The 22,126-nt window shown below is 39.1% G+C and carries 17 protein-coding genes; 9 read left to right on the forward strand and 8 right to left on the reverse strand.

The window, feature by feature from the left end; all coding sequences use genetic code 11:
* Positions 1-35: 35 nt before the first annotated feature.
* The gene (gloA, locus tag ORI98_RS09130) at positions 36-446 is read left to right on the forward strand and encodes a lactoylglutathione lyase (RefSeq protein ID WP_261298222.1); all 411 of its coding nucleotides are present in this window, start codon (positions 36-38) and stop codon (positions 444-446) included.
* A 58-nt stretch (positions 447-504) separates the two neighbouring features.
* Here the strand turns inward: gloA and ORI98_RS09135 are convergent, their stop codons facing one another.
* The 7 genes from ORI98_RS09135 to ORI98_RS09165 all read right to left on the reverse strand — a co-directional run bounded on the left by ORI98_RS09135 (position 505) and on the right by ORI98_RS09165 (position 12,506).
* Entirely contained in the window at positions 505-3,066 is a 2,562-nt protein-coding gene (locus ORI98_RS09135; RefSeq protein WP_306135018.1) for a TonB-dependent receptor, read from the reverse strand.
* Between the two features lie 1,187 nt (positions 3,067-4,253).
* A complete protein-coding gene (gene ruvB / locus ORI98_RS09140; RefSeq protein WP_306135019.1) occupies positions 4,254-5,258 on the reverse strand; it encodes a Holliday junction branch migration DNA helicase RuvB in 1,005 nt (334 codons plus the stop codon).
* 20 nt (positions 5,259-5,278) lie between these two features.
* Complete coding sequence (gene ruvA, locus ORI98_RS09145) at positions 5,279-5,896, reverse strand: Holliday junction branch migration protein RuvA (protein WP_306135020.1); 618 nt, start codon at positions 5,894-5,896, stop codon at positions 5,279-5,281.
* Complete coding sequence (gene ruvC, locus ORI98_RS09150; RefSeq protein WP_306135021.1) at positions 5,893-6,414, reverse strand: crossover junction endodeoxyribonuclease RuvC; 522 nt, start codon at positions 6,412-6,414, stop codon at positions 5,893-5,895. The genes ruvA and ruvC overlap by 4 nt, the downstream gene beginning before the upstream one ends.
* Positions 6,415-6,417: 3 nt before the next feature.
* The gene (locus ORI98_RS09155; RefSeq protein ID WP_306135022.1) at positions 6,418-7,164 is read right to left on the reverse strand and encodes a YebC/PmpR family DNA-binding transcriptional regulator; all 747 of its coding nucleotides are present in this window, start codon (positions 7,162-7,164) and stop codon (positions 6,418-6,420) included.
* A 150-nt stretch (positions 7,165-7,314) separates the two neighbouring features.
* Positions 7,315-9,093, reverse strand: coding sequence for an aspartate--tRNA ligase (gene aspS, locus ORI98_RS09160; RefSeq protein ID WP_261298228.1), 1,779 nt, complete (start codon positions 9,091-9,093; stop codon positions 7,315-7,317).
* Positions 9,094-9,674: 581 nt separating this feature from the next.
* A complete protein-coding gene (locus ORI98_RS09165; RefSeq protein ID WP_306135023.1) occupies positions 9,675-12,506 on the reverse strand; it encodes a diguanylate cyclase domain-containing protein in 2,832 nt (943 codons plus the stop codon).
* A gap of 342 nt (positions 12,507-12,848) precedes the next feature.
* Between ORI98_RS09165 and cmoA the strand changes: the two genes are divergently transcribed.
* Genes cmoA through ORI98_RS09200 form a run of 7 tightly spaced genes read left to right on the forward strand, consistent with a single transcriptional unit; the run spans position 12,849 to position 20,699 of the window.
* Positions 12,849-13,580: a carboxy-S-adenosyl-L-methionine synthase CmoA gene (gene cmoA / locus ORI98_RS09170; RefSeq protein ID WP_261298230.1), complete on the forward strand. Its 732-nt coding sequence runs from the start codon at positions 12,849-12,851 to the stop codon at positions 13,578-13,580.
* A complete protein-coding gene (cmoB, locus tag ORI98_RS09175) occupies positions 13,577-14,569 on the forward strand; it encodes a tRNA 5-methoxyuridine(34)/uridine 5-oxyacetic acid(34) synthase CmoB (protein WP_261298231.1) in 993 nt (330 codons plus the stop codon). Before cmoA ends, cmoB begins: the two co-directional genes overlap by 4 nt.
* 25 nt (positions 14,570-14,594) lie before the next feature.
* Positions 14,595-15,371, forward strand: coding sequence for an ATP-dependent zinc protease (locus ORI98_RS09180; protein WP_306135024.1), 777 nt, complete (start codon positions 14,595-14,597; stop codon positions 15,369-15,371).
* Between the two features lie 8 nt (positions 15,372-15,379).
* A complete protein-coding gene (locus tag ORI98_RS09185) occupies positions 15,380-16,885 on the forward strand; it encodes a UUP1 family membrane protein (RefSeq protein WP_306135025.1) in 1,506 nt (501 codons plus the stop codon).
* Positions 16,885-17,841 (forward strand): alpha-L-glutamate ligase-like protein, encoded by a 957-nt coding sequence (locus ORI98_RS09190; protein WP_306135026.1) that lies wholly within the window; start codon positions 16,885-16,887, stop codon positions 17,839-17,841. Before ORI98_RS09185 ends, ORI98_RS09190 begins: the two co-directional genes overlap by 1 nt.
* Positions 17,804-19,579, forward strand: a complete 1,776-nt coding sequence (locus tag ORI98_RS09195; RefSeq protein WP_306135027.1) for a hypothetical protein — start codon at positions 17,804-17,806, stop codon at positions 19,577-19,579. The genes ORI98_RS09190 and ORI98_RS09195 overlap by 38 nt, the downstream gene beginning before the upstream one ends.
* A complete protein-coding gene (locus ORI98_RS09200; protein WP_306135028.1) occupies positions 19,557-20,699 on the forward strand; it encodes a DUF3541 domain-containing protein in 1,143 nt (380 codons plus the stop codon). Before ORI98_RS09195 ends, ORI98_RS09200 begins: the two co-directional genes overlap by 23 nt.
* An 83-nt stretch (positions 20,700-20,782) precedes the next feature.
* On the opposite strand, the gene grxD is transcribed toward ORI98_RS09200, so the two are convergent.
* Complete coding sequence (gene grxD, locus ORI98_RS09205; protein ID WP_261298237.1) at positions 20,783-21,124, reverse strand: Grx4 family monothiol glutaredoxin; 342 nt, start codon at positions 21,122-21,124, stop codon at positions 20,783-20,785.
* 241 nt (positions 21,125-21,365) lie between these two features.
* On the opposite strand from grxD, the gene sodB reads away from it, so the two are divergent.
* Positions 21,366-21,947, forward strand: a complete 582-nt coding sequence (gene sodB / locus ORI98_RS09210; RefSeq protein ID WP_188839649.1) for a superoxide dismutase [Fe] — start codon at positions 21,366-21,368, stop codon at positions 21,945-21,947.
* Positions 21,948-22,126: the final 179 nt, after the last annotated feature.

The following is a 22,126-nucleotide window of genomic DNA, read 5'->3' on the forward strand; positions in this document are numbered from 1 at the left end:
ACTTTTGTCATTTGCCTTGTTATAGGACAACTATCATGTCGCAACTTTTACATACTATGATCCGAGTGGGTAATTTAGACCGCAGTATCGCCTTTTATACTGAAGTTATGGGAATGACGCTACTACGTCAATCAGAAAACCCTGAATATAAATATACCCTTGCATTTGTTGGTTTTGGCGAAGAATCAACCGGTCAAGCCGTGATTGAATTGACCTATAACTGGGGAGTCGATCAATATGAACTGGGTACTGGCTTTGGTCATTTAGCGATTGGTGAAGAAGATATCTACGCCCGTTGTGCAGCAATTACTGCAGCAGGCGGTAAAGTCACTCGCGCCCCTGGCCCAGTTGCAGGTGGTAAAACAGAAATTGCTTTTGTTGAAGATCCTGATGGTTACAAAATTGAGTTAATTCAAAAAAGTGCTGCTACCGCGGCATTAGGTTAAGGTATAAGTCTACTTTAAATAAAAAGCCAGCGGCTGCTGGCTTTTTTAAGGTTTTGGCTTAAAACTTCATTGAGAAGCCAGCATAGTACTGACGTCCAATAACATCATAAACTTCAGGTACCGTACCACCGTCAGAACCATTTGACACTCTTGATGGTTCTTCATCTGTTAGGTTTTTTACACCCGCAATAATGGTCATATCATCATTGATGTGATACGTGCCAGAGATGTTGTGGTAGAGCACTGAATCAGCCTTAGCTAACGCAGCAATTGGATTATCATTTTCATCGTAATCAGTATAGTGGTCGTCCATTGACCCAATATATCGATTAAAATACATCACACTCCAATCACCTTGAGACGCTTGAATACTGAAGTTATTACGCACTTTTGCATAGGCGCCAAAATTACCGTCAATTGTGCCAGTGTAATCTTCGTTATCTTGCTCAAAGTTCAGCAAGTAAGTGGTATCGTTACTGATCTTCCAGTCTAATCCTAAACCTTCAAAGGTATACGCTAAGTTAAAGTCGATACCAGAGGTATCTTGAGAACCTACGTTAGTCAGTGAGCTAGTTAAGTTATCAAACTTAGCCGCACCAGCAGTAGGGTCAATTCCAAAGGTTTCACAAGCTGTGTTGTCGTTACCGATTAAACATGCATTAATGCCTGATTGCACATCTAGACGTGTAATCGCATTAGTCACTTTGAAGCTCCAGTAATCTAATGTTAAAGATAAGCCTTCAATTGCGCTTGGTGAATATACTAAGCCTGCTGTTAATGATTCAGACTCTTCGGCTTGTAAATCATCATCTGAAGTATAGCGAACCAGAATTTGTGGATCCTGCTCATGGCCTAACGGATCGGTTAGGTAATCGAATGAACCCGTGTCTCCACCGTATAATTCGCTGATGCTTGGCGCTCTAAAGCCTGTTGCTGCAACACCACGAAGCATTAGGTCATCTGTGGCTTCGTAGGTTAAACCCACTTTCCAAGTTGTCGCTTTACCAAAGGTTGAATAATCATCATAACGTAGCGCAAATTCACCGGTTAGTTTATCAGTGAACGGTACACTCACTTCTTGGAAGATAGATAACACGTTATAGTCGCCATCCGTTGCATCCTGTTGCGCAGCAGTACTGTCTCCATCTTGAATAACTTGATCAGGTGTATAGTAACCACTCTCATAGCGGTACTCTGCCCCAATAGCAAAAGCAACTGCACCTGCGTCTAAATCAAATAACTCACCATTTAGACCTGCAGAGAAAGTATGTTGTTCATTGCCACCACTATTTTGTTCGGTAAAACTAATGTCGTCGATAATGGCTTGATTTAATGGGTCGCCACTAAACCATGCACCTTGGTTCGCATAAACTGAGGCTTCCATGTTTGTCGCATTAATTGAATTATCAACCTGCGTTTTTGCTTTGTTGTTGCCGTAGGTATAAGAAGCATCCCAATTAAAGCCAGTATGAACATCTAACGTCCCTGCTAAGCCTGCAGATAAACGATATGTATCGGTATCTTGTGAATAAATACGTGGGCCAACATCAGTGGTACGACGACGATAATTTACACGGCCTGTTTCATCAGCAGCAATGCCGCCTTTGATCATTGCATCATCAAGAGTGATACACGGCTCACCAGGTATTGTGTTGGCATCCCCGCACACGTTTAACATGATATCAGCGGGTTGGGCTGACATTTGCTGACTAGATTTACGTTTGGTATATAAAAAATCACCGGTAAATACAATATCATCGTTAATTTCTTGCACCATGTTTGCAAACACACTGGTGCGCTCGTTCGGTGTTTGATAGAAACTATCTTGGGTAAAATCATAACCACTATTACGATTAACCCATTCACCTTGCTCGTTAATTACCTTCCCGCCTAATGTACCCGTCGGGATAAATGAGCTATAACCTGGGTCGGTCCAATCTCGATCTGATTGAATCACGCCTTCACGTTTTGAATAAGCAACACCGAAAGTATAATTGCCTGAATTGGTATTCATGCCATAAAGCGCGCTAATTTCACCATTTTCGCCATCGCTTTTGTCGGTCATGCCACCTTGAACATCAAACTGAAAACCTTCAAAGTCTTTTTTGGTAATAATGTTGACTACACCAGCAATAGCATCAGAACCATATACTGCAGAAGCACCGTCTTTTAAAATCTCAACTCGGGCGATCATCGCAACAGGAATGGCGTTCAAATCGACAGCGCTATCTGCACCAGAGCCTGAATTGACCATTCTACGGCCATTCAATAACACCAACGTACGTTGTGAGCCCATTCCGCGTAAATCTACTTGTGCAACACCATCTGCACCGTTGTTTGTACTTGAACCAACTGCTGCACCCGCCATTGATGTTTGTGCCTGCAACAACTCATCAACAGAAGTAAAGCCTTCAGCTTTAATCGCAGCCGCGTCGATTACAGTAACAGGTGATGCTGTTTCCATGTCCTGACGTTGGATCCGGGATCCCGTCACTTCGATGCGTTCTACTTTTGCGGTCTCTTCTGCAGCATAAGCAGAAATAGAGACACTTGATGAAACAGCAATTGATGCAAACAACGCGGTTTTTATACTTGTCGAAAGAAGTGTTCTTTGGCTCATATTATATTGGCTCCCTGACTATCATTTATTGTTATATATTCGTTAATTAGTTATTTATATTAATAACGATAGCTGGATACTGAATAAAATATCAAAACAGGTCAAACCCTAAAAAATTAACGTTTACCGCACATCATGTTAAGCAATTAAGAATTTATTTGACAATTTATGTTAATCTAAAAAAAATTGACTGTAAAAAATTGCTAAATAAGTTACAAACACTGGTTATTCTTATATTTAAAGAGGTTTAAACCTAAGGCGTTATAACATTAAATATACCTGGAAACTTACAAAAGTGTGACGAGCATCACAATTTATTTGATTTTAAATTATCCATTGGAACTATCACATGAATGTTCAATTCGTATAAATGGCCATATAGTGTAAATCTAGGTTAATTCTTTCAAATGAGAAACTTAAAGCATTGAAAAGATAAAAGTATGTGTATGAATTTTACACTCCGGTGATTAATGAATGTATATGTTGACAAAAAGGTGAGTGTAAAAATTTTTAATTCAATATTTTAATTAACTAGTAAGGTTTTTATTCAATATCTATGAATAAAGCTATATTGAATAATACCCTATAACGCTAAAATGTTAATTTAAGCGCACACTTGTTACAAATAAGCGCCCCTTGTTACACGAAGTTGATACTTCAATATAATTACTAAAAATTAAAAAACACATCACAAAAATTTAAAAAACTTACGGATATAAGGGGAATAATTTTGTGATTGGTGTATTAAGCATCTGAATATTTAAATTTATCACTATCTATAGACAATTCAATTAATCGTTATGACTTAATGTTCTTTGAACATGATTTTGCGGCATGCAGTAGGTATTAGGCAGAAACTTAGTGGTGATATTGTTCAGCATCAAAACTTGATAATGCAGTAAGAGTCACCAACAAACGTTATTCGAAGGAGCGACAAAAACGTTTGAACTTTGGCAAAAGGCTTTTGCTTAGATGTGGTCAAGTTTCGCCATGCACAGCACTTCTATCGCATCACCTGTTCAATGCCCTCACAAAAATGAGACATTTATTTAATGTGTGAGCCGTCATTTAAAATATGTGGCAGATAAAGTAAAAGCTATAGAAAAACTCGCTAAGTCATAACGAAATAACCACAAGTTAGTGCATAAAAAAGGACACCAAAGTGCCCTTTTTTGTATCAAATATCGTTATGTCGGTTGAATAATATTAAAATGCTGATATGCCCTTGCTGTTGCTATCCGGCCTCTTGGGGTGCGTTGGATAAAGCCTTGCTGGATTAAAAATGGCTCCAACACATCTTCAATGGTGTCTCTATCTTCGCCTATTGCTGCAGCAAGGTTATCCAGGCCTACAGGTCCCCCCATAAACTTGTCAATAATCGCAAGCAAGAGCTTCCTGTCCAAGTAATCAAACCCTTCAAGATCGACATCAAGTAAATCTAACGCCTGTTCTGCCACTTCTTTGGTTACAACGCCGTCGTGTTTAACTTCTGCGTAATCCCGCACTCGACGTAATAATCGATTCGCTATCCGCGGTGTACCTCGTGAACGTCTGGCGATTTCTACTGCGCCTTCGGGAGCAATTGCTAAATCCATCACTTTTGCCGAACGAGTCACGATAGTCGTTAAGTCTTTCACATTGTAAAACTCAAGTCTTAGCGGAATACCAAAACGGGCTCTTAATGGTGAAGTTAACGCTCCTGCTCTTGTAGTTGCCCCAACTAAGGTAAAAGGTGGTAAGTCTAATTTGATTGAACGAGCTGCCGGCCCTTCACCAATCATAATGTCTAATTGGTAGTCTTCCAGTGCAGGGTAAAGGATCTCTTCAACGACTGGGCTTAAACGATGAATTTCATCGATAAACAACACATCGCCTTCTTCTAAGTTAGTTAATAGTGCCGCTAAGTCACCGGCTTTCTCTAACACAGGTCCTGATGTCGATTTAATATTAACGCCCATCTCATTGGCCACAATCATAGCTAAGGTGGTTTTACCTAAACCTGGTGGTCCGAATATTAACATATGATCTAGCGCTTCTTTTCGGTTAAGCGCAGCTTGAATAAACACCTTTAATTGGGCTCGGGTATCGTCTTGACCAGTATACTCGTCAAGCATTTTTGGCCGCATCGCTCTATCAATAACTTCGTCTTGCACCAATACTTGAGGTTGTATTAATCGATCTGCTTCAATCATGTTACCACTGTCCTTTTACGTTAAAGCATCGACTTTAATGCCGCTTTAATGAGTACTTCAGATGTCATATCCATTTTATAATTTGCAGCTACTGCTTTACTGGCTTGAGCTGGCTTGTAACCTAACGAGATTAATGCCGAGATAGCATCTTCTTCTGCACTTTCAACCGATGGCGATGGTGAATAGTTAGATTGTAAAACAAACTCACGCTCGGAACCAACAGATGCCGCTAATAACGATTTCAGCTTATCGCGCATTTCCACGACAAGGCGCTCGGCGGTTTTTTTGCCCACACCGGGCAGTTTAACTAAGGTGACAATGTCATCACGCTCGACGCAGGCAACGAACTCGCTAGCGCTCATACCTGATAAAATGGTCAGTGCTAATTTAGGTCCCACACCGTTAGTTTTAATTAACAATCTAAACAACGCACGCTCTTGCTTTGTAATAAAACCATATAATAATTGAGCATCTTCACGCACAACAAAATGGGTGTATACCATAGCAGGTTGGTTTAGTTCAGGGAGTTCATAAAAACTGGTTAAGGGCACCTGTAATTCATAGCCTACACCGTTAACATCAAGTACGATTTCTGGGGCTTGTTTCTCAACTAAAATGCCTTTTAAACGACCAATCATTTGTATCTTCCGTAGGTTCTTGTGTTCGCTCGACCACCTAAGGCCGCTAAGCTTTGATTTGTATGATAATGACACATGGCTACCGCAAGTGCATCTGCAGCATCGGCTTGTGGCGCCGCGGGTAATTTTAATAGCTGTGTGACCATGTGTTGAACTTGAGTTTTTTGCGCTCTACCCGTACCCACTACCGCGCTTTTGATTTGGGTGGCGCTGTATTCTGCAACGGGTAAATCGGCACACGTTGCCGCAACAATAGCCGCACCTCTTGCTTGGCCGAGCTTTAGTGCAGAATCAGCATTTTTAGCCATAAAAACTCGTTCAATGGCAAATTCATTTGGCTGGTATTGACGGATTATTTCTGATATTCCGGCAAAAATCTGTTGTAACCTTTGGGGTAACTCATCAGATTGTGTACGAATACAACCACTACCAAGATACAGTTGCTGACGACCAACACACTGAATCACACCATAACCAGTGATCCTTGAACCCGGGTCAACACCTAAAATAATTGCCATTTATTACCCTAAGTCTTCCATAACATCATCACTGATATCTGCATTATGATAAACCTCTTGAACATCATCATGATCTTCTAAGGTATCGATTAATTTTAAGAATTTTTCAGCGCTTTCTAAATCAAGTTCAGCTTTGGTCGATGGCACCAGTGTGACTTCTGCATTGACACTCTCAAGATTTGCGGCATCAAGGGTATCTTTCACTTTACCAAAAGTGTCAGGTAACGTGTACACATCAATTGAACCATCCTCATTGACAATTACATCTTCAGCACCAGATTCCAGAGCGACATCCATGACGCTTTCTTCATCTAAACCCTCAGCATAGGAGATAACACCTAACTTGGTAAATAAATATGACACCGAGCCATCAGTACCTAAGTTACCACCATTTTTACTGAACGCATTACGAACACCAGATACGGTACGATTACGATTATCTGTCATGGTTTCAACCATAACGGCACTGCCACCTGGGCCATAGCCCTCATAAATGATCGTTTCCAGTTGTTGCCCTTCTATCTCACCAGCACCACGTTTAATCGCTCGCTCTACGGTATCGCGCGTCATGTTATTCGATAAAGATTTATCTATTGCGGCTCTAAGCCTAGGATTAGCGTCTGGATCTGAACCGCCTTCACGGGCCGCTACAGTTAACTCACGGATAAACTTGGTAAATAGCTTTCCACGTTTAGCATCTTGTGCTGCTTTACGGTGCTTGATATTAGCCCATTTACTGTGTCCTGCCATGAAAGACTCCTGTTTTGTCTGTTAATCTATTCGTGTTTACAATAAGAAAGTGTATTAACGAAGAAGAATAATCAAAAAGTGGCTGCGCTATAAACACAGACCGAGGCAATAGCCTCGGAATGTTATTAACTAAAAGCGTTACGAAATAAATTATTCGGCGTCAGCTTTTGGCTTCTCAATCACACTAATACCTAACTCTACAAGTTGCTGTGGATTAGCGAAACCAGGAGCGTTAGTTAAAGGACATGCTGCTGTAGTGGTTTTTGGGAATGCCATTACATCACGAATTGAATTGGCGCCCGTCATTAACATAATGATGCGGTCCAAACCAAATGCTAGACCAGCATGTGGTGGTGTGCCATATCGAAGTGCTTCTAATAGGAAGCCAAATTTCTCTTTAGCTTCTTCTTTCTCAATACCGAGTAATTCAAATACAGTGCTTTGCATCTCTGCATTATGAATACGCACCGAACCGCCACCCAACTCACAGCCATTTAATACCATGTCGTATGCATCTGATACTGTATTGGCAGGATCAAGTTTTAGCTCTTCGGCAGAAACGCCTCGTGGCGCAGTAAATGGATGGTGAACAGCATGCAATCCGCCCTCCACTTTTTCAAACATCGGGAAGTCAACAACCCAAAGCGGACGCCATTGACCTTGCAGTAAATTGAAATCTTCACCTGCTTTGAGACGTAACGCGCCCATTGCTTCAGCAACTATATTTGCTTTGTCAGCACCGAATAAAATAATGTCACCCGTTTGTGCATCTGTACGACTAATAATCTGTTTAACAATGTCTTCTGTTAAGAATTTAAGCACTGGTGATTGAATACCGTCAATGCCCGCATCCAGATCATTTAATTTCATCCAGGCTAAGCCTTTAGCACCATAGATGCCGACAAACTTAGTGTAATCGTCAATTTGCTTACGTGATAATGATGCGCCTGTTGGAATACGCAATGCGGCTACACGACCATCAATATCATTTGCAGGGCCATTGAACACTGCAAACTCAACGTCTCTCAATAAATCTGCAACATCAACTAGTTCCAGAGGATTACGTAAATCTGGTTTGTCTGAACCAAATCGACGCATCGCTTCAGCGAAGGTCATGCGCGGAAACTCGCCTAAATCGACATTGAGTAAATCTTGAAATAAACCACGCATCATCTGCTCAGTTTTTTCCATGACCTGCTCTGACGTCATAAATGAAGTTTCGATATCAATTTGAGTAAATTCAGGCTGACGATCTGCACGTAAATCTTCATCACGAAAACACTTTACGATTTGATAATAACGATCGAAACCTGACATCATCAACAATTGTTTAAACAATTGCGGAGACTGTGGCAATGCAAAAAATTGACCTTTATAAGTACGGCTTGGGACTAAATAGTCACGCGCGCCTTCAGGTGTCGCTTTGGTCAAAATAGGCGTTTCAATATCTAAGAAACCATTGTTGTCTAAAAAGTTACGAACATAACTGGTTACTTTTGCACGGAAAATTAAACGTTCGGCCATTTCTGGACGACGTAAATCAAGGTAACGATACTTTAAACGTTGTTCTTCACTGTTGTTCTGGTAGTTGTCCATACTCAATGGTAACGGCGCTGATGCATTGATAATGGTTAGGCCTTTACCTAAAATTTCAATCTCACCCGTTTTCATTTGCGAATTCACTTGGCTGTCTGGACGAGCTCTAACAAGACCTGTCACTTGAACACAAAATTCAGCGCGCAATGTGCTTGCAACATCAAATACGTCTTTTAGATCTGGATCATATACAACCTGAACTAACCCTTCACGATCACGTAAGTCTAGGAAAACAACGCCGCCTAAGTCACGACTACGATTAACCCAACCAACTAAGGTAACTTCTTGACCTAAATGAGACTTATTGATGTCTCCACAATAATGGCTACGCATTGAACAGTATCCTTTAAATAAAAACGAATTTCGAAAAGCAAACGTTTCGCATATCAACAATGATAAAACGGCATTATATACTTAAACAGCATAAAGATGCTCGTTCCAGTATGAATTTATTGGCATATAAATGGCCGTATTCCGCAAAATGTTGCATCTGAAATCGACAAAGTAAAATATCAATTTAAAATATGGTGGGCAGTATCAAGCAGAACAAACAATTTAACCAGACCTTGAGTGCATAATATGAATTAACTGGATAAAAAAAAGACAGGGCAAGCAGGTTTCAAGACGCTTTCAGGACTGTTTGGTGTTGTTTAGAAAGTTTGAAGTGAGAATGTATTCATGTCCTAGATTGTTAGTGTATCTCGAATCAACTCAAATAAGCATTTTCTTTAAAGCGCCTCCTTAACCGCTGGTTGAAAAATTAACAACTTCGGCTTTAGCACTTCCAATAAATCATTAGAAAATCTAGATGCTGTTAGAAATTGATGTCTAACATTATGTTCATTTTTACACTCAATCTTAAAGGTATTAAACCAATCTAAGAATGTTCAGAAATGATAACCAATCTTAGTTCACTATTGGTTGGCACGATGGCGATGACCACCAATGCGCTTTGCTTGATACATCAATAGATCTGAACATTTAAGTAATTCATCCGAAGAAGTTCCATCATCTGGATACATTGCTATACCGATACTGGCAGAAATCTGTACAGGTTTATCGTCAATAGCATTAATCTGTAATAGTTTTTTTAAGACCGAATCGGCAAGTCTTTTTGCATGCTCTACACTTTCTAGGTTATTCAACAAAATAACAAACTCATCGCCACCAAATCTTGCGACAAAGTCTGTGGTGCGAATTGCCCTTTTTAATATATCAGCAATCACCTTAAGTAGTTGATCGCCAACATCATGTCCATGCTCATCATTAACGACTTTAAAACCATCCAAATCAATGAATAAGATAGCAAACTTTTTATTTGATTTGTCATGTGAGCTTTTAGCTAATGCTAACTCTTGTTCTAATAAGGTTCTATTAGCTAATCCGGTCACATTGTCATGATTTGCAATAAACACCAGTTTATTTTCAGCGGCCTCTCTGCGGGAAATTTCAATTTTCAACCTGCGATTAACCACTAATACAACAACCGTAATGGCACTAACAATCAACAAACCAATAATCAGCGAATTCATCCAACGTTGATAAAATTGATTATCGGTATTGAGCTGAACATCATTCCACTTTTGATATAACTCCTGCTGACTAGCCCTGTCTATGGTAGCAAGCACGCGATCAATAAGGGGTTTTAAATCTGTTAAACCACTAAAAATGCCTATACGACTTTGTTGATCAGCTAAGTCAGCTATTAAGGATAATTTTAAACTTGGATATTGGCCATTCTTCAATTTATCAGCCAAGGTACTGACCTTTTCAACAAACATGTCAGCATGACCACTAACAACAGCATCTAATCCTTCTTGAGTATCTGCCACTATGACTAATGTTAAATCTGGATGCAGCTGCCGTAGCTGATCGATTAATTGATAACCTTTCACTACGGCGATCTTTTTATGACTTAACTGACCAATGTGAAAAATAGGCGGTTGAGTTAAATCACTCGCTACTGCCCATGGTGATGGCCAGTAAGGATCACTGAACAATATCTTTTGTTCACGCTCAGCGTTGTAGGCTAAACTTGCTACGAGTTGAATCTCCCCATTTTCTAATTGTTGTAACATATCTTCAAAATGATCAAAGCCAACAGGGATGATGGATATACCTAAGTGGTTAACTAAAATTGACTTGATATCTGAGTTAACCCCTAAAAATTCGCCATTTTTCCCCTGAAATTCCATCGGTCGCCAATCTTTTAAATAACCCATTTTTATCGCACCTAAACTTGATAAATAAGATTTTTGTTGGTTAGATAGAATGATATGACTTGCCGATCCACTTTCATAACGGTCATCTGGATTAATAAGCCATTTGCGTTCTATTTGCAGACGCTCTTCTGGTGAAATTAACTCAAAACCAGCGCGGATTCTCTTTGCTAAACCACTGTCATCAAGACGTGTCAAACTGTATATGTCAGTAGAAAACTCTATGGTTGAATATTGCTTGAAATCTGTCCAAAGCTTATTAGTCAATAAATAATGCGAGGTCATCGCTGAAGATGCGATAAAACCAATGACTTCTCCTTTTATTGTGGCTTCAACTAATTCAGCAGTTGTTTCATAAAAACGCAATTGTGCATTGGGGTAAAGCTTGTGAACTTCAGATATATATGGAGCGGTAGGAAATACCCCGATGCGAACATTTTCCATTTTATTTAAGTCTTGGATGTCATTTTTTAGACTGAAAAAACGACTTTTTATTGATGTTAAATGCCATGCCTGTTCAAGACCTGTGCGCATTTCATTGCTTTCAGGATACCCAATATGAACATCTGCAAAACCACGTTTAATATCATCAACTGAGCTATTCATATCACCCACAACAAAATCAATACTTATCCCAGTTTTTTTCGACCAAAGCTTCCATAAATCGACATATAAACCATGTGGTAAACCATCATTGCCAATGTCTGCGTAGGGTTCAACATTAGTTTGCATAGCAATTAATACCCCCGTGTTTTCCCTATGGTATCCAAGCCAGCGACGTTCTATCCGTTCTATTTGTATTGCGTCAATTGCAGTAAAACCTGCATTAATTATTTCCAATAATTTTGGGTGTCTTTTTGGGACAGCTGGCGATATAACTGTTTTATCTATCGGAATTCTTGATGAAATATAATATTCTGCAGCGATGTCTTGCTCCAAAGACATATTTCGTTGGAATCCTTCGATACCAGCAAAAACAAGCACCTCTCCATTTACAGCAGCCTTTAATAAAGCTTCTCTATTTGGATATTTTCTAAAAGAAAAATTTGGATTGATGGTCAATAAAGACTGTTCATGGGATGAACCATCAACAATACCAATTTGATATGGCACTAAATCGCTCAATTGATGTTTTGCGCTTATTGAATTGTGTATGAACAAATAGGTTTGTAAGGAAGTAATCGGATTTGCGAAATCAAAGTAGGCCATACGGGAATCATTAGGAGTCATACCAATATGAACGTCGAATTGGCCACTTTTAACGCTATCTAGGGATTCCTGCCAATTACGTACCTCAAAGGTTACAGGTATGCTAGTCACCAAAGACCATTCACGCCATAAATCTACCAATATCCCAGCAGGTTTCCCCGAATCGTCCATATACTGAAAAGGATAAGTATCCTGCCCCAATACAATACTGACATGGTTTACTGTGGCATTTTCTGTATTATGGGTATCAGCGGCTGTGACATCCCAGCTGTAACTCCACAACAAGATACAGAATAGTAATCGTCCGATTAATTTCAAGTGGTGTCCCTATCTACTTTCTGGTGTATCTCAAAAGACATTTGAGCAAATAACACTTCAAGATGAATGATCTTATCGCTTTACACTAAAATTCAACAACTTAAATAACTTACTCTTGAATAACTTTATTATTTTAATTGTTTTTTGTCAAAATGTGTTAAAAAAGAATGAAATAGATTCAATCTATTTGCTTATTTCGGTTTTAATTCGATATAAGCTGACGGTTACTATAGCCATCATAAATAGGCAAGGTAATAAAAAATAATAAATTTTTACGCAATACTTGCTGCAGTTTGCTTTGATTGGCTAAAATAGAGCTAGAATTTTACAAAAACCCATTACATGAACTCTGAACTCGACAATATCTATGCTACAGCGAACGATCAAGTCGCTGATTTTGTTTTTGATAAAAAAGTCGCTGGCGTATTCAATGACATGATACGTCGATCCGTACCTGGTTATGGACAAATTATCAATACCATTGGTGATTTTGCTCAGTCTTTTGTTGCTAATAACTCCAATGTTTACGATTTAGGCTGCTCTCTTGGTTCTGCGACCTTGAGTATCAGGCGTCAAATCAGTCAAAGAAACTGCAAAATTATTGCGGTGGACAACAGCGAATCAATGATCCAGCGATGTAATGAAAATCTATCGGCTTATGTCAGTGATACTCAAGTTGAGTTGATTTGTGGCGATATCAGAGATATTACCTTCCAAAACGCTTCTATGGTGGTGTTGAACTTTACCCTGCAGTTTTTACCTGTGGTAGATAGAGATGCCTTAATCAACAGTATTTATCAAGGTATGTTGCCTGGTGGCATTTTGGTTCTTTCCGAAAAACTTCGATTTGAAGATGATACGATTCAGCAATTGCTCGATAAACATCATTTAGACTTTAAGCGAGCTAATGGTTATAGCGAACTCGAAATCAGTCAAAAAAGAAGTGCGTTAGAAAATGTCATGCGTCCAGATACACTCGCACACCATACCAAGCGTTTCGCTGAATGCGGTTTTAGTCATTCCACGGTTTGGTTTCAGTGCTTCAATTTTGCGTCAATGGTAGCAGTAAAATGATAAATTTTAGTGGTTTTTATAAAGAAATTGCCGATTCGAATCTACAACATTGGCTAGAAACTTTGCCTTCAATATTGGGCAATTGGCAGCGCGAGCACAAACACGGTAGTTTGCCCAAATGGGAAAAAGTACTCAATAAACTGCACTATCCGGCACCTGACAGTATTGATTTCAGTACAAGTGTGACTATTGGCAGTGGGGAACAACTCTCGGCGGGTGAAACAGAGAAATTGTCTAATTTATTAGGTATTTTCAAACCTTGGCGTAAGGGCCCATTTTCAATACACGGTATTCAAATAGATACAGAATGGCGAAGCGATTGGAAATGGGATAGAGTTAAGCCACATCTTTCACCTTTAAAAAATAGAACGGTATTAGATGTTGGCTGTGGAAGTGGATATCATATGTGGCGGATGTTTGGTGAGGGAGCTAAATGCGTCGTTGGTATCGATCCATCACCTTTATTTCTTTGCCAATTTGAAGCAGTTAAACGGTTAGCTGGACAACAACATCCAGTTCATTTATTGCCATTAGGCATTGAAGAGCTGCCACCATTAGATGCATTTGATACTGTATTTTCAATGGGGGTGCTTTATCATAGACGCTCGCCTATCGATCATATAATGCAATTACGTGATCAATTGCGGATGGGCGGTGAGTTAGTGCTCGAAACACTGGTGATAGATGGCGATGAAAATGCTATCTTAGTCCCAAGTGATAGATACGGCAAAATGAACAACGTTTGGTTTTTACCTTCTGTTGAAGCATTAATGCTGTGGTTAAGAAAATGCGATTTTACCGATGTGAGATGTGTTGATGTTGATATAACGTCTCTTGCAGAACAACGAAGTACACAATGGATGCAAAATGAATCCCTAGTAGATTATCTCGATCCAAATGACGTAAGCTTAACGGTTGAAGGTTATCCAGCACCAAAAAGAGCAATTATTATTGCGACTAAAAATCAACCTAACTTAGATTTAATTTAACTCACAATATTCAACAGGAATTGACATGTTTAAGCAGGCACTTGCACTATCCTTTGCGGCAATACTTGTCTCGGGTTGCACAGCAACTCAACAACCTAGTACACCTACAATTACCAATACTGACTTGAATACGACTTTACAGTCTTCTCAAGTGCAAATCATTAATGCTTTTCACGAGCAATGTAGTCAACAGTCTGAAGATATCAATGAATTATCAGCTGAACTACGTAAGCTAAAAACCCAAGTCAGTGAAGCTATGGCGCAATCGCAAAAAGTGCGCGTTGTTGCCGCCCCACTTCCCACACCAAGACCTGTCGCCGTTCCTTCTCAATGTCCAGAGGCATTAGTGGGTGAAAAGTTTTTACTTGGTGAAGTTGAAAGTGTTTATATCGATGAATTAAAGACTAAGTTTGCTACACGTATTGACACAGGTGCTGAATCATCGTCTTTAGATGCGCGCAATATTGTATTGTTTGAACGCAATGGCGAAGAATGGGTTCGTTTTGATGTCATGACGAACGGTGAGGACCAACCTGGCAATACGTTCGAATCTAAAGTTGAACGTTTTGTCCGCATCAAACAAGACGTTGATAACAGTGATGATCGTCGCCCTGTTATCCATGCACATTTAAAAATTGGCAAATATGCTGCTGAAACGGATTTAAATCTTACAGACAGAAGTCATTTAGATTATCCGTTGCTGCTCGGCCGTAAATTTATGAAAGACATTGCAATCGTCGATGTAGGACAAATCTACATCCACGGTAAAGCTAAAAACCAAGTCACTACCCTAATTAAATAGGCCAACAAATGCATTCTCGTAGACCGTTTTATATATTCGTTATTTTGCTGTTTGTTGCCGGTATTGGTGCCAGTATTTACCGTGGTATGCAGCACAATGTGCCTTTCTTGCCTGGTGAACAGGTTCAAAGTTGGGCTATCGACGCAAAAATCAGCTTCAACGGTCGTAACCAGCCTGCAGAAGTGCAGTTCTCATTACCCAATGATCCTGCATTTGACATTTTAGTTGAAAATACCACCTCGCCAGGCTATGGCTTAACTATTACTGATGATTCAAATCGTAAAGCGATTTGGTCAATTAGAGAAGCTTCTGGTCCACAATCATTATTTTATCGCGTAACGCTTGTTCCAACTGGAAAATTAGCGCTACATGCTGAACAAGAACCTGCAGATACCGAACTTTATCTTTGGCCTGCTACTGAAAAAACAGCTGCTGAGCAAATTGTTGAAGATGTCTGGAGCCGCAGCGCGACTAATCTGTCTTTTGCAAAGCAGTTAATGACATTGATTAACGATGATAATCAAAGCCAAAATATGTCTTTGCTTTTATCGACCAATACATCAACCAAACTGTTTTTACAAATGCTGCACACCAAAGGTGTTCCAGCACGTTATGTCAGCGGTTTGTTACTTGAAGACCAACGTCGTCGTCAACAATTAACCACTTACGTCCAAGTATACCAAGATGGTGAATGGCATTTGTTTGATGTACAAAACAACAAACAAGGTCGTGATAACAACCTGGTACTTTGGGAATATGCCGGTGGTTCTGTATTAGAAGTAATGGGAGGGAGTAACTCTTTAGTTAACTTCTCGATGTTACAAGACACGCGTTCTGCATTAGCCACATCGATAGATATGATGATGACTGACGATGCATTGGACTTTTCTTTATATCAATTACCACTTGAAGAACAAAGCCTATTTAAAGGTATCTTGTTAATTCCAATTGGTGTTTTGGTGGTAGTATTTTTACGCGTGATTGTTGGTATTAAGACATCTGGTACCTTTATGCCGGTACTAATTGCGATGGCCTTTATTCAAACAACCCTCCTAATTGGATTAATTGGCTTCCTGTTAATCGTATCTTTTGGCTTGATGATCCGCTCCTATTTATCGACACTTAACTTGTTACTGATATCCCGAATATCCGCGGTCATCATAGTGGTGATATTTATTATCGGCTTGTTCACATTGATCTCGTTCAAATTAGGGCTAAGTGAAGGATTAACCGTCACATTCTTCCCAATGATCATTCTTGCTTGGACCATTGAACGCATGTCAATTCTGTGGGAAGAAGAAGGTCCAAAGAAAGTGTTCGTATCGGGTGGTGGCAGTTTATTTGTCGCAACTATCGCCTACTTAGCAATGAGTAATGAATTAGTCCAACATTGGGTATTTAACTTCTTAGGTATTCACTTAGTTATTCTTGCGTTAGTGCTTGTAATGGGCCAATACACAGGTTACCGCTTAACTGAGTTAAAACGCTTTAAACCCTTAGTGGGAGAGAAGTAATGAAGTATGCCTGGCCTTGGGAACTTAGCCGCGCTGGTGTGCTAAACATGAACAAGCGAAACATCAGTTATATTGGTCGTTACAATCCACGCAAACACTATAAACGTGTGGATGACAAATTAATTACTAAACAATTAGCTTTAGCCAATGGCATTGCAGTGCCAGATCTTATCGGTGTTGTGAAAGAGCAGCATGACATTGAACAAATACCTGCCATGGTATTAGGAAAATCTGGTTTTGTTATTAAACCAGCAAAAGGTTCTGGCGGTAAAGGCATTATGGTCATTACCCGAGTTGAAAATGGTCGCTATTATAAGGCTAACGGTAACGAAGTTACCCCTAATGAAATCTATCGTCATGTATCAAATACCCTTAGTGGATTGTTTTCACTTGGAGGTAAACCCGATGTTGCATTAGTTGAAGGATTAATCGAATTTGATCCTATATTTAACGGTGTCAGCTATGAAGGTGTACCAGATATTCGCCTAATTGTATTTAAAGGTTTTCCTGTAATGGGGATGTTACGTTGTTCAACTGCAGCCTCAGACGGTAAAGCTAACTTACACCAAGGTGCTGTTGGTATTGGATTAGATATCGCTACAGGCAGAAGTTTGCATGCTGTTCAATTTGATGTACCTGTTGATAAACATCCGGATACCCATTTTCCGTTATCTAATATTCAAGTTCCACATTGGGAAACCTTACTTCATACAGCATCCAGTGCTTATGAAATGTGTGAACTAGGTTATTTAGGTACTGATATGGTGCTGGATAAAAATCGCGGTCCATTACTGTTAGAATTAAACGCCCGCCCTGGGTTAACCATTCAAATAGCTAATGGTAAAGGTATTCTACCTCGCCTTAAACATGTAGAGTCATTAAAGGGACCTGCAATGTCTGTTGAGCAAAGAGTAGAATATGCGAAAAAGCATTTTTGCGATAAGCCTTTATTTTAATTGTTTAGTCACAGCAATTGCTGTGGCTAATCCTTTAAATCTGTTTGTTGATCAATGTCTACAGTTTGATGCCTTACACGAGATTGCCATTCCACAAGAATGGCAATTATCATCAACGCCCTACCCCCCAACAGCGCTTACTTCTGACAATTCATTGGTTGAATTTGAATCCAGCTTACTTTCACTTAATAATTTAAATGATCGAAATAACTATTATAGAAGTTTAACTTCGCAGACTGAACAACAGCAGCAACTACTAAATTGCCAAGTACATTTGGCTGATGAACTGTCTGCATTGTTCAAAAACATCGACGCCAATCAATTAAAAAATGATTTTATCCTTAGAACTCAAATAGATACTAATGCCCCATCTACACTTTATGTTAAAACAATACTGCACTTACAACAGCTGCAATTTGACCTAAACGTAAAATCACAATTACATAGCTTACAAGCCAGTATTAAGCATTATTTCGTCCAAGATTTTAAATTTGATACCACTCAAGCTTGCGCATTAGCAGAAGCTGTTGATAAAACGGATCAAACGCCCAATGCAAAAGTGACCACCGAATCAAGCATTGCGCATTATTTGATAACACAGCCAGATATAAACTGCCGGAAACAAGCTTGGCTTGCCTACCAAGCGCGCACTACAACCTATAATCAATCAAATTTATTAGCGTTACATAAACTAAGAACCGTTCTGGCTAACGAACAAGGCTTTAACAATGTGGCCGATTATCAATTATCCTTGCACGGCTTAACGGCTTCGCAATTAACGTTATTTCTCAATAGCCAGACGAAAAACATTGAATTAGCTCCTTGGGATTTACCTAGGGCGTTGCATGCATTACCTAAAATTGCGGTTAAACAACAAGAATCATTATTGATTGTTGAGCAATTATTTGAACTATTAAGCGAATTTGATTTACGATTTGAGTTAATTTCGACAAGTGATAACCCATTTCGACTCTATCGGGTATGGCTCAATTCTCGATTACTAGGTGAAATCTATGTGGAGCTTGATAAACAGACGACAAAAATTCACCATCACAGAATAAAACAAGCCGTAGTTGGTCATCAAATGGGTCAATATACACTCAAGCTCCCATTAAAAATAACCAGTGTCAAACAGCATAATGATTTGGTCTTTATGGTGAGTAATATCATTAATCAGCTAGCAAAAGGCAGTGTTTTTTATTATTTGAGTCAATCTGATATCTCATTAGCTAACCAACAATTAGGGAGTTATTGGTTAGCTACATGGTTAGCAAACAAACTGTCATATGAATATACGACAACTGCCAGAGCACAATTACTACAATCTTTTGCTCTACAACAACACGTCTTCAGAGCAAAAGTGGCCCTTTTGTTTTACCAGCAAGCGGATCTTTCAAATTACCAACTACATGAACCCAGTTTACATCAAAGCATCTCAAATGCTTTTTATGACAGCTTTGGAGTACCTTGGACAAATGGTGCAAATGCAATATTTAGTTACCAGGCTATTGCTAATCAAGGGATTAGTTATTATCTTCTGGTGTGGCAAGAAACACTGGCGCAGTTAATCCATACCCAAACGCTTTCCAGCAGTCAAGCCAAGGACATTTTTGATGTGCTCATTGTCAATGAACATAATCAAACCATTTATGATCAATTGTCTGTTATTTTCAATCAGCCAATGGATTTTGAAAACCTATTACGGAGAATTAATTATGCTGGCACTAAGCAAGAGTAGAACACTCTCGTTAGTTGCATTATCCGCTGCGTTACTAAGTAGCAGTTTATTTGCCAAAGAACCCTATGTAAATCCAGTACACAATTTAACTGGTGAGCAAGTTTACCAACAAATAAAAACCAATTTAGAAACCAATTTGTATTCATTACCGCCACGTGTGCAGGGACATTATGCCATCCGTCAGTTCCGCATGACAGGTGATGAAAAATATGCAAATGGCGCACTGATTGATTTGTTAACCGTTGCTGAGCGCCAAGCTTATTACGCTTGTAACTTGGATAAACCTAATTTTATCGAAACTGAATCAGCATTAGCAGGAAGTAAACTAGGTAAAGGTCCACGTGGTAAAGCCCGTAAAAAGGCCATTGTGCTTTATCCAAAGTTTATGTTGTTAAGCGATACCCTACTTCGTTATTCCAGTCGAATAGATGAGTTTGGTTTTACAGGTCCATGTCATGACTTAATGGTCAAGACATTAAAAGAGCATGATTTCACGCCTGCATTTACTGATAAAAAAATGATTAAATCATGGGCTGCACAGTTAATTAATTATGTTTTCTGGGCAAAACAAATCGGTGTTGGTGATTACTATCCAGCTTATAAAGCAGCGTTTAGAAAAACGTATCCCGACAGTAAAGACGCTAAATTGTCAAAAGGTCAGTTTAAAAACAAAATTTATGGCATGACTCACTTTATTTTTGCTGCTAGTGAATATTATCAATACCAGGTAGATCCAAAAGAATACCAGTGGATTTTAGACTATTTTGAAAAAAATATTGATAGGATCATTGCAGACACCACTGAAGATATTACTACAGAGGTGGGCATCAGCTTCTTGATCACAGGACATAAAAATCATCCAGTAACCCAAAAAGTAAAAGATTTTGTGATTTCATCTTACAATCCACAAATGCAGATGATCCCTTCACCTACGGGTAAGGCTGAATTAGCTTCAGGTGAGCACAGAAACGTATTGGCGATGATGTTGCTTGATTGGCCAGAAACGCTGCACCCTGGACCTTATTTAGCTGACATTAAGAGCACCAAGAAAAACTTACCTCGTCTTGTTAATGTCAAACTAGAAGATAAAAAGGCCGAGGTAAAGCCAACATTGCACTAATACCTCAACAATTTAATGCTTTATAATAAAAAACCCAATGCATGCATTGGGTTTTTTTAACGCAAATATATTGAATAGTAAAATTATTCAGCAGCGTCTTCAGTACGGAATTTATCAGCAGTTGCTTTAATGATTGGCTGAAGTTCACCCTTTTGGAACATTTCAGTGATGATGTCACAACCACCAATCAATTCACCTTCAATCCATAATTGTGGGAATGTTGGCCAATTTGCAAATTTTGGTAATTCAGCACGGATATCTGGGTGCTGTAAAATATCCACGAAGGCAAACTGTTCACCACAGTTAATCATCACCTGCGCAACTTGTGAAGAAAAACCACAACTAGGTAATTTAGGAGAGCCTTTCATGTAAACAATGATTGGGTTTTCACTGATCTGCTGCTTAATTTTTTCTACAGTTTCCATTTTAATTCCTAATGGTAGACAAAGTATGAATAGCTAGAATGCCTATATTGTACGACACCTTGAGCAATAACAAAATGCTACAGTTTGTAAGGGTATAGATTAATTCAACTATTGAATCGTCTTAATCGATATTATTCAAGAAACAATGATTCACATCACAAAAATAATCAGTACAATAGCTGCAGAGCAATGTACCAATTAGGTATAAAAACGATAAACCTAAATCCATGGAGAGAGACTAATGGCTTTCGAATTACCAGCATTACCTTATGCAAAGAACGCACTAGAACCACATATTTCTCAAGAAACAATTGAGTACCACTATGGTAAGCATCACAACACTTATGTTGTAAAATTAAATGGTTTAGTTGAAGGAACTGAGTTTGCTGGCAAAAGCTTAGAAGAAGTTGTTAAAACTTCAACTGGTGGCATGTTCAACAACGCTGCACAGGTTTGGAACCACACCTTCTACTGGAATTGTTTAGCACCAAACGCTGGAGGAGCTGCAACTGGTTCAATCGCTGCAGCTATTGATGCTTCTTTTGGTTCTTTTGAAGAATTCAAAGCAAAATTTACAGATTCTGCGGTAAACAACTTCGGTAGTGCTTGGACTTGGTTAGTAAAAAAAGCAGATGGCTCATTAGCTATCGTTAACACAAGCAATGCCGCTACACCATTAACAGATGAATCAGTTACACCATTACTGACTGTTGATGTTTGGGAACATGCATATTACGTTGATTATCGTAATGCACGTCCAGAATACTTAAACCATTTCTGGCAATTAGTTAACTGGGAATTTGTGAACAGCAATTTTGCTTAATCACTATTACCGTTAATTAAAAATAGGAGCCCTAGGGCTCCTTTTTTATATCTGTAATTTGACGCCAATAAATGCAACTATTGCAATTGCTACGTTTATCATTGTTTTATAAACAATTATTTATAATTATCTTGCGCAGTGTCACATTTTTTATCCTAAACTCTATAAGAAGAGGCCGA

The sequence above is a fragment of the Shewanella sp. ULN5 genome (genome assembly GCF_030731885.1).
GTDB lineage: Bacteria > Pseudomonadota > Gammaproteobacteria > Enterobacterales > Shewanellaceae > Shewanella > Shewanella holmiensis.

Bases quoted from the DNA above. Each gene is read 5' to 3' on its own strand.
- gloA (WP_261298222.1), top strand. From the start codon at position 36: ATGTCGCAACTTTTACATACTATGATCCGAGTGGGTAATTTAGACCGC.
- ORI98_RS09135 (WP_306135018.1), bottom strand. From the start codon at position 3,066: ATGAGCCAAAGAACACTTCTTTCGACAAGTATAAAAACCGCGTTGTTT.
- ruvB (WP_306135019.1), bottom strand. From the start codon at position 5,258: ATGATTGAAGCAGATCGATTAATACAACCTCAAGTATTGGTGCAAGAC.
- ruvA (WP_306135020.1), bottom strand. From the start codon at position 5,896: ATGATTGGTCGTTTAAAAGGCATTTTAGTTGAGAAACAAGCCCCAGAA.
- ruvC (WP_306135021.1), bottom strand. From the start codon at position 6,414: ATGGCAATTATTTTAGGTGTTGACCCGGGTTCAAGGATCACTGGTTAT.
- ORI98_RS09155 (WP_306135022.1), bottom strand. From the start codon at position 7,164: ATGGCAGGACACAGTAAATGGGCTAATATCAAGCACCGTAAAGCAGCA.
- aspS (WP_261298228.1), bottom strand. From the start codon at position 9,093: ATGCGTAGCCATTATTGTGGAGACATCAATAAGTCTCATTTAGGTCAA.
- cmoA (WP_261298230.1), top strand. From the start codon at position 12,849: ATGAACTCTGAACTCGACAATATCTATGCTACAGCGAACGATCAAGTC.
- cmoB (WP_261298231.1), top strand. From the start codon at position 13,577: ATGATAAATTTTAGTGGTTTTTATAAAGAAATTGCCGATTCGAATCTA.
- ORI98_RS09180 (WP_306135024.1), top strand. From the start codon at position 14,595: ATGTTTAAGCAGGCACTTGCACTATCCTTTGCGGCAATACTTGTCTCG.
- ORI98_RS09185 (WP_306135025.1), top strand. From the start codon at position 15,380: ATGCATTCTCGTAGACCGTTTTATATATTCGTTATTTTGCTGTTTGTT.
- ORI98_RS09190 (WP_306135026.1), top strand. From the start codon at position 16,885: ATGAAGTATGCCTGGCCTTGGGAACTTAGCCGCGCTGGTGTGCTAAAC.
- ORI98_RS09195 (WP_306135027.1), top strand. From the start codon at position 17,804: ATGCGAAAAAGCATTTTTGCGATAAGCCTTTATTTTAATTGTTTAGTC.
- ORI98_RS09200 (WP_306135028.1), top strand. From the start codon at position 19,557: ATGCTGGCACTAAGCAAGAGTAGAACACTCTCGTTAGTTGCATTATCC.
- grxD (WP_261298237.1), bottom strand. From the start codon at position 21,124: ATGGAAACTGTAGAAAAAATTAAGCAGCAGATCAGTGAAAACCCAATC.
- sodB (WP_188839649.1), top strand. From the start codon at position 21,366: ATGGCTTTCGAATTACCAGCATTACCTTATGCAAAGAACGCACTAGAA.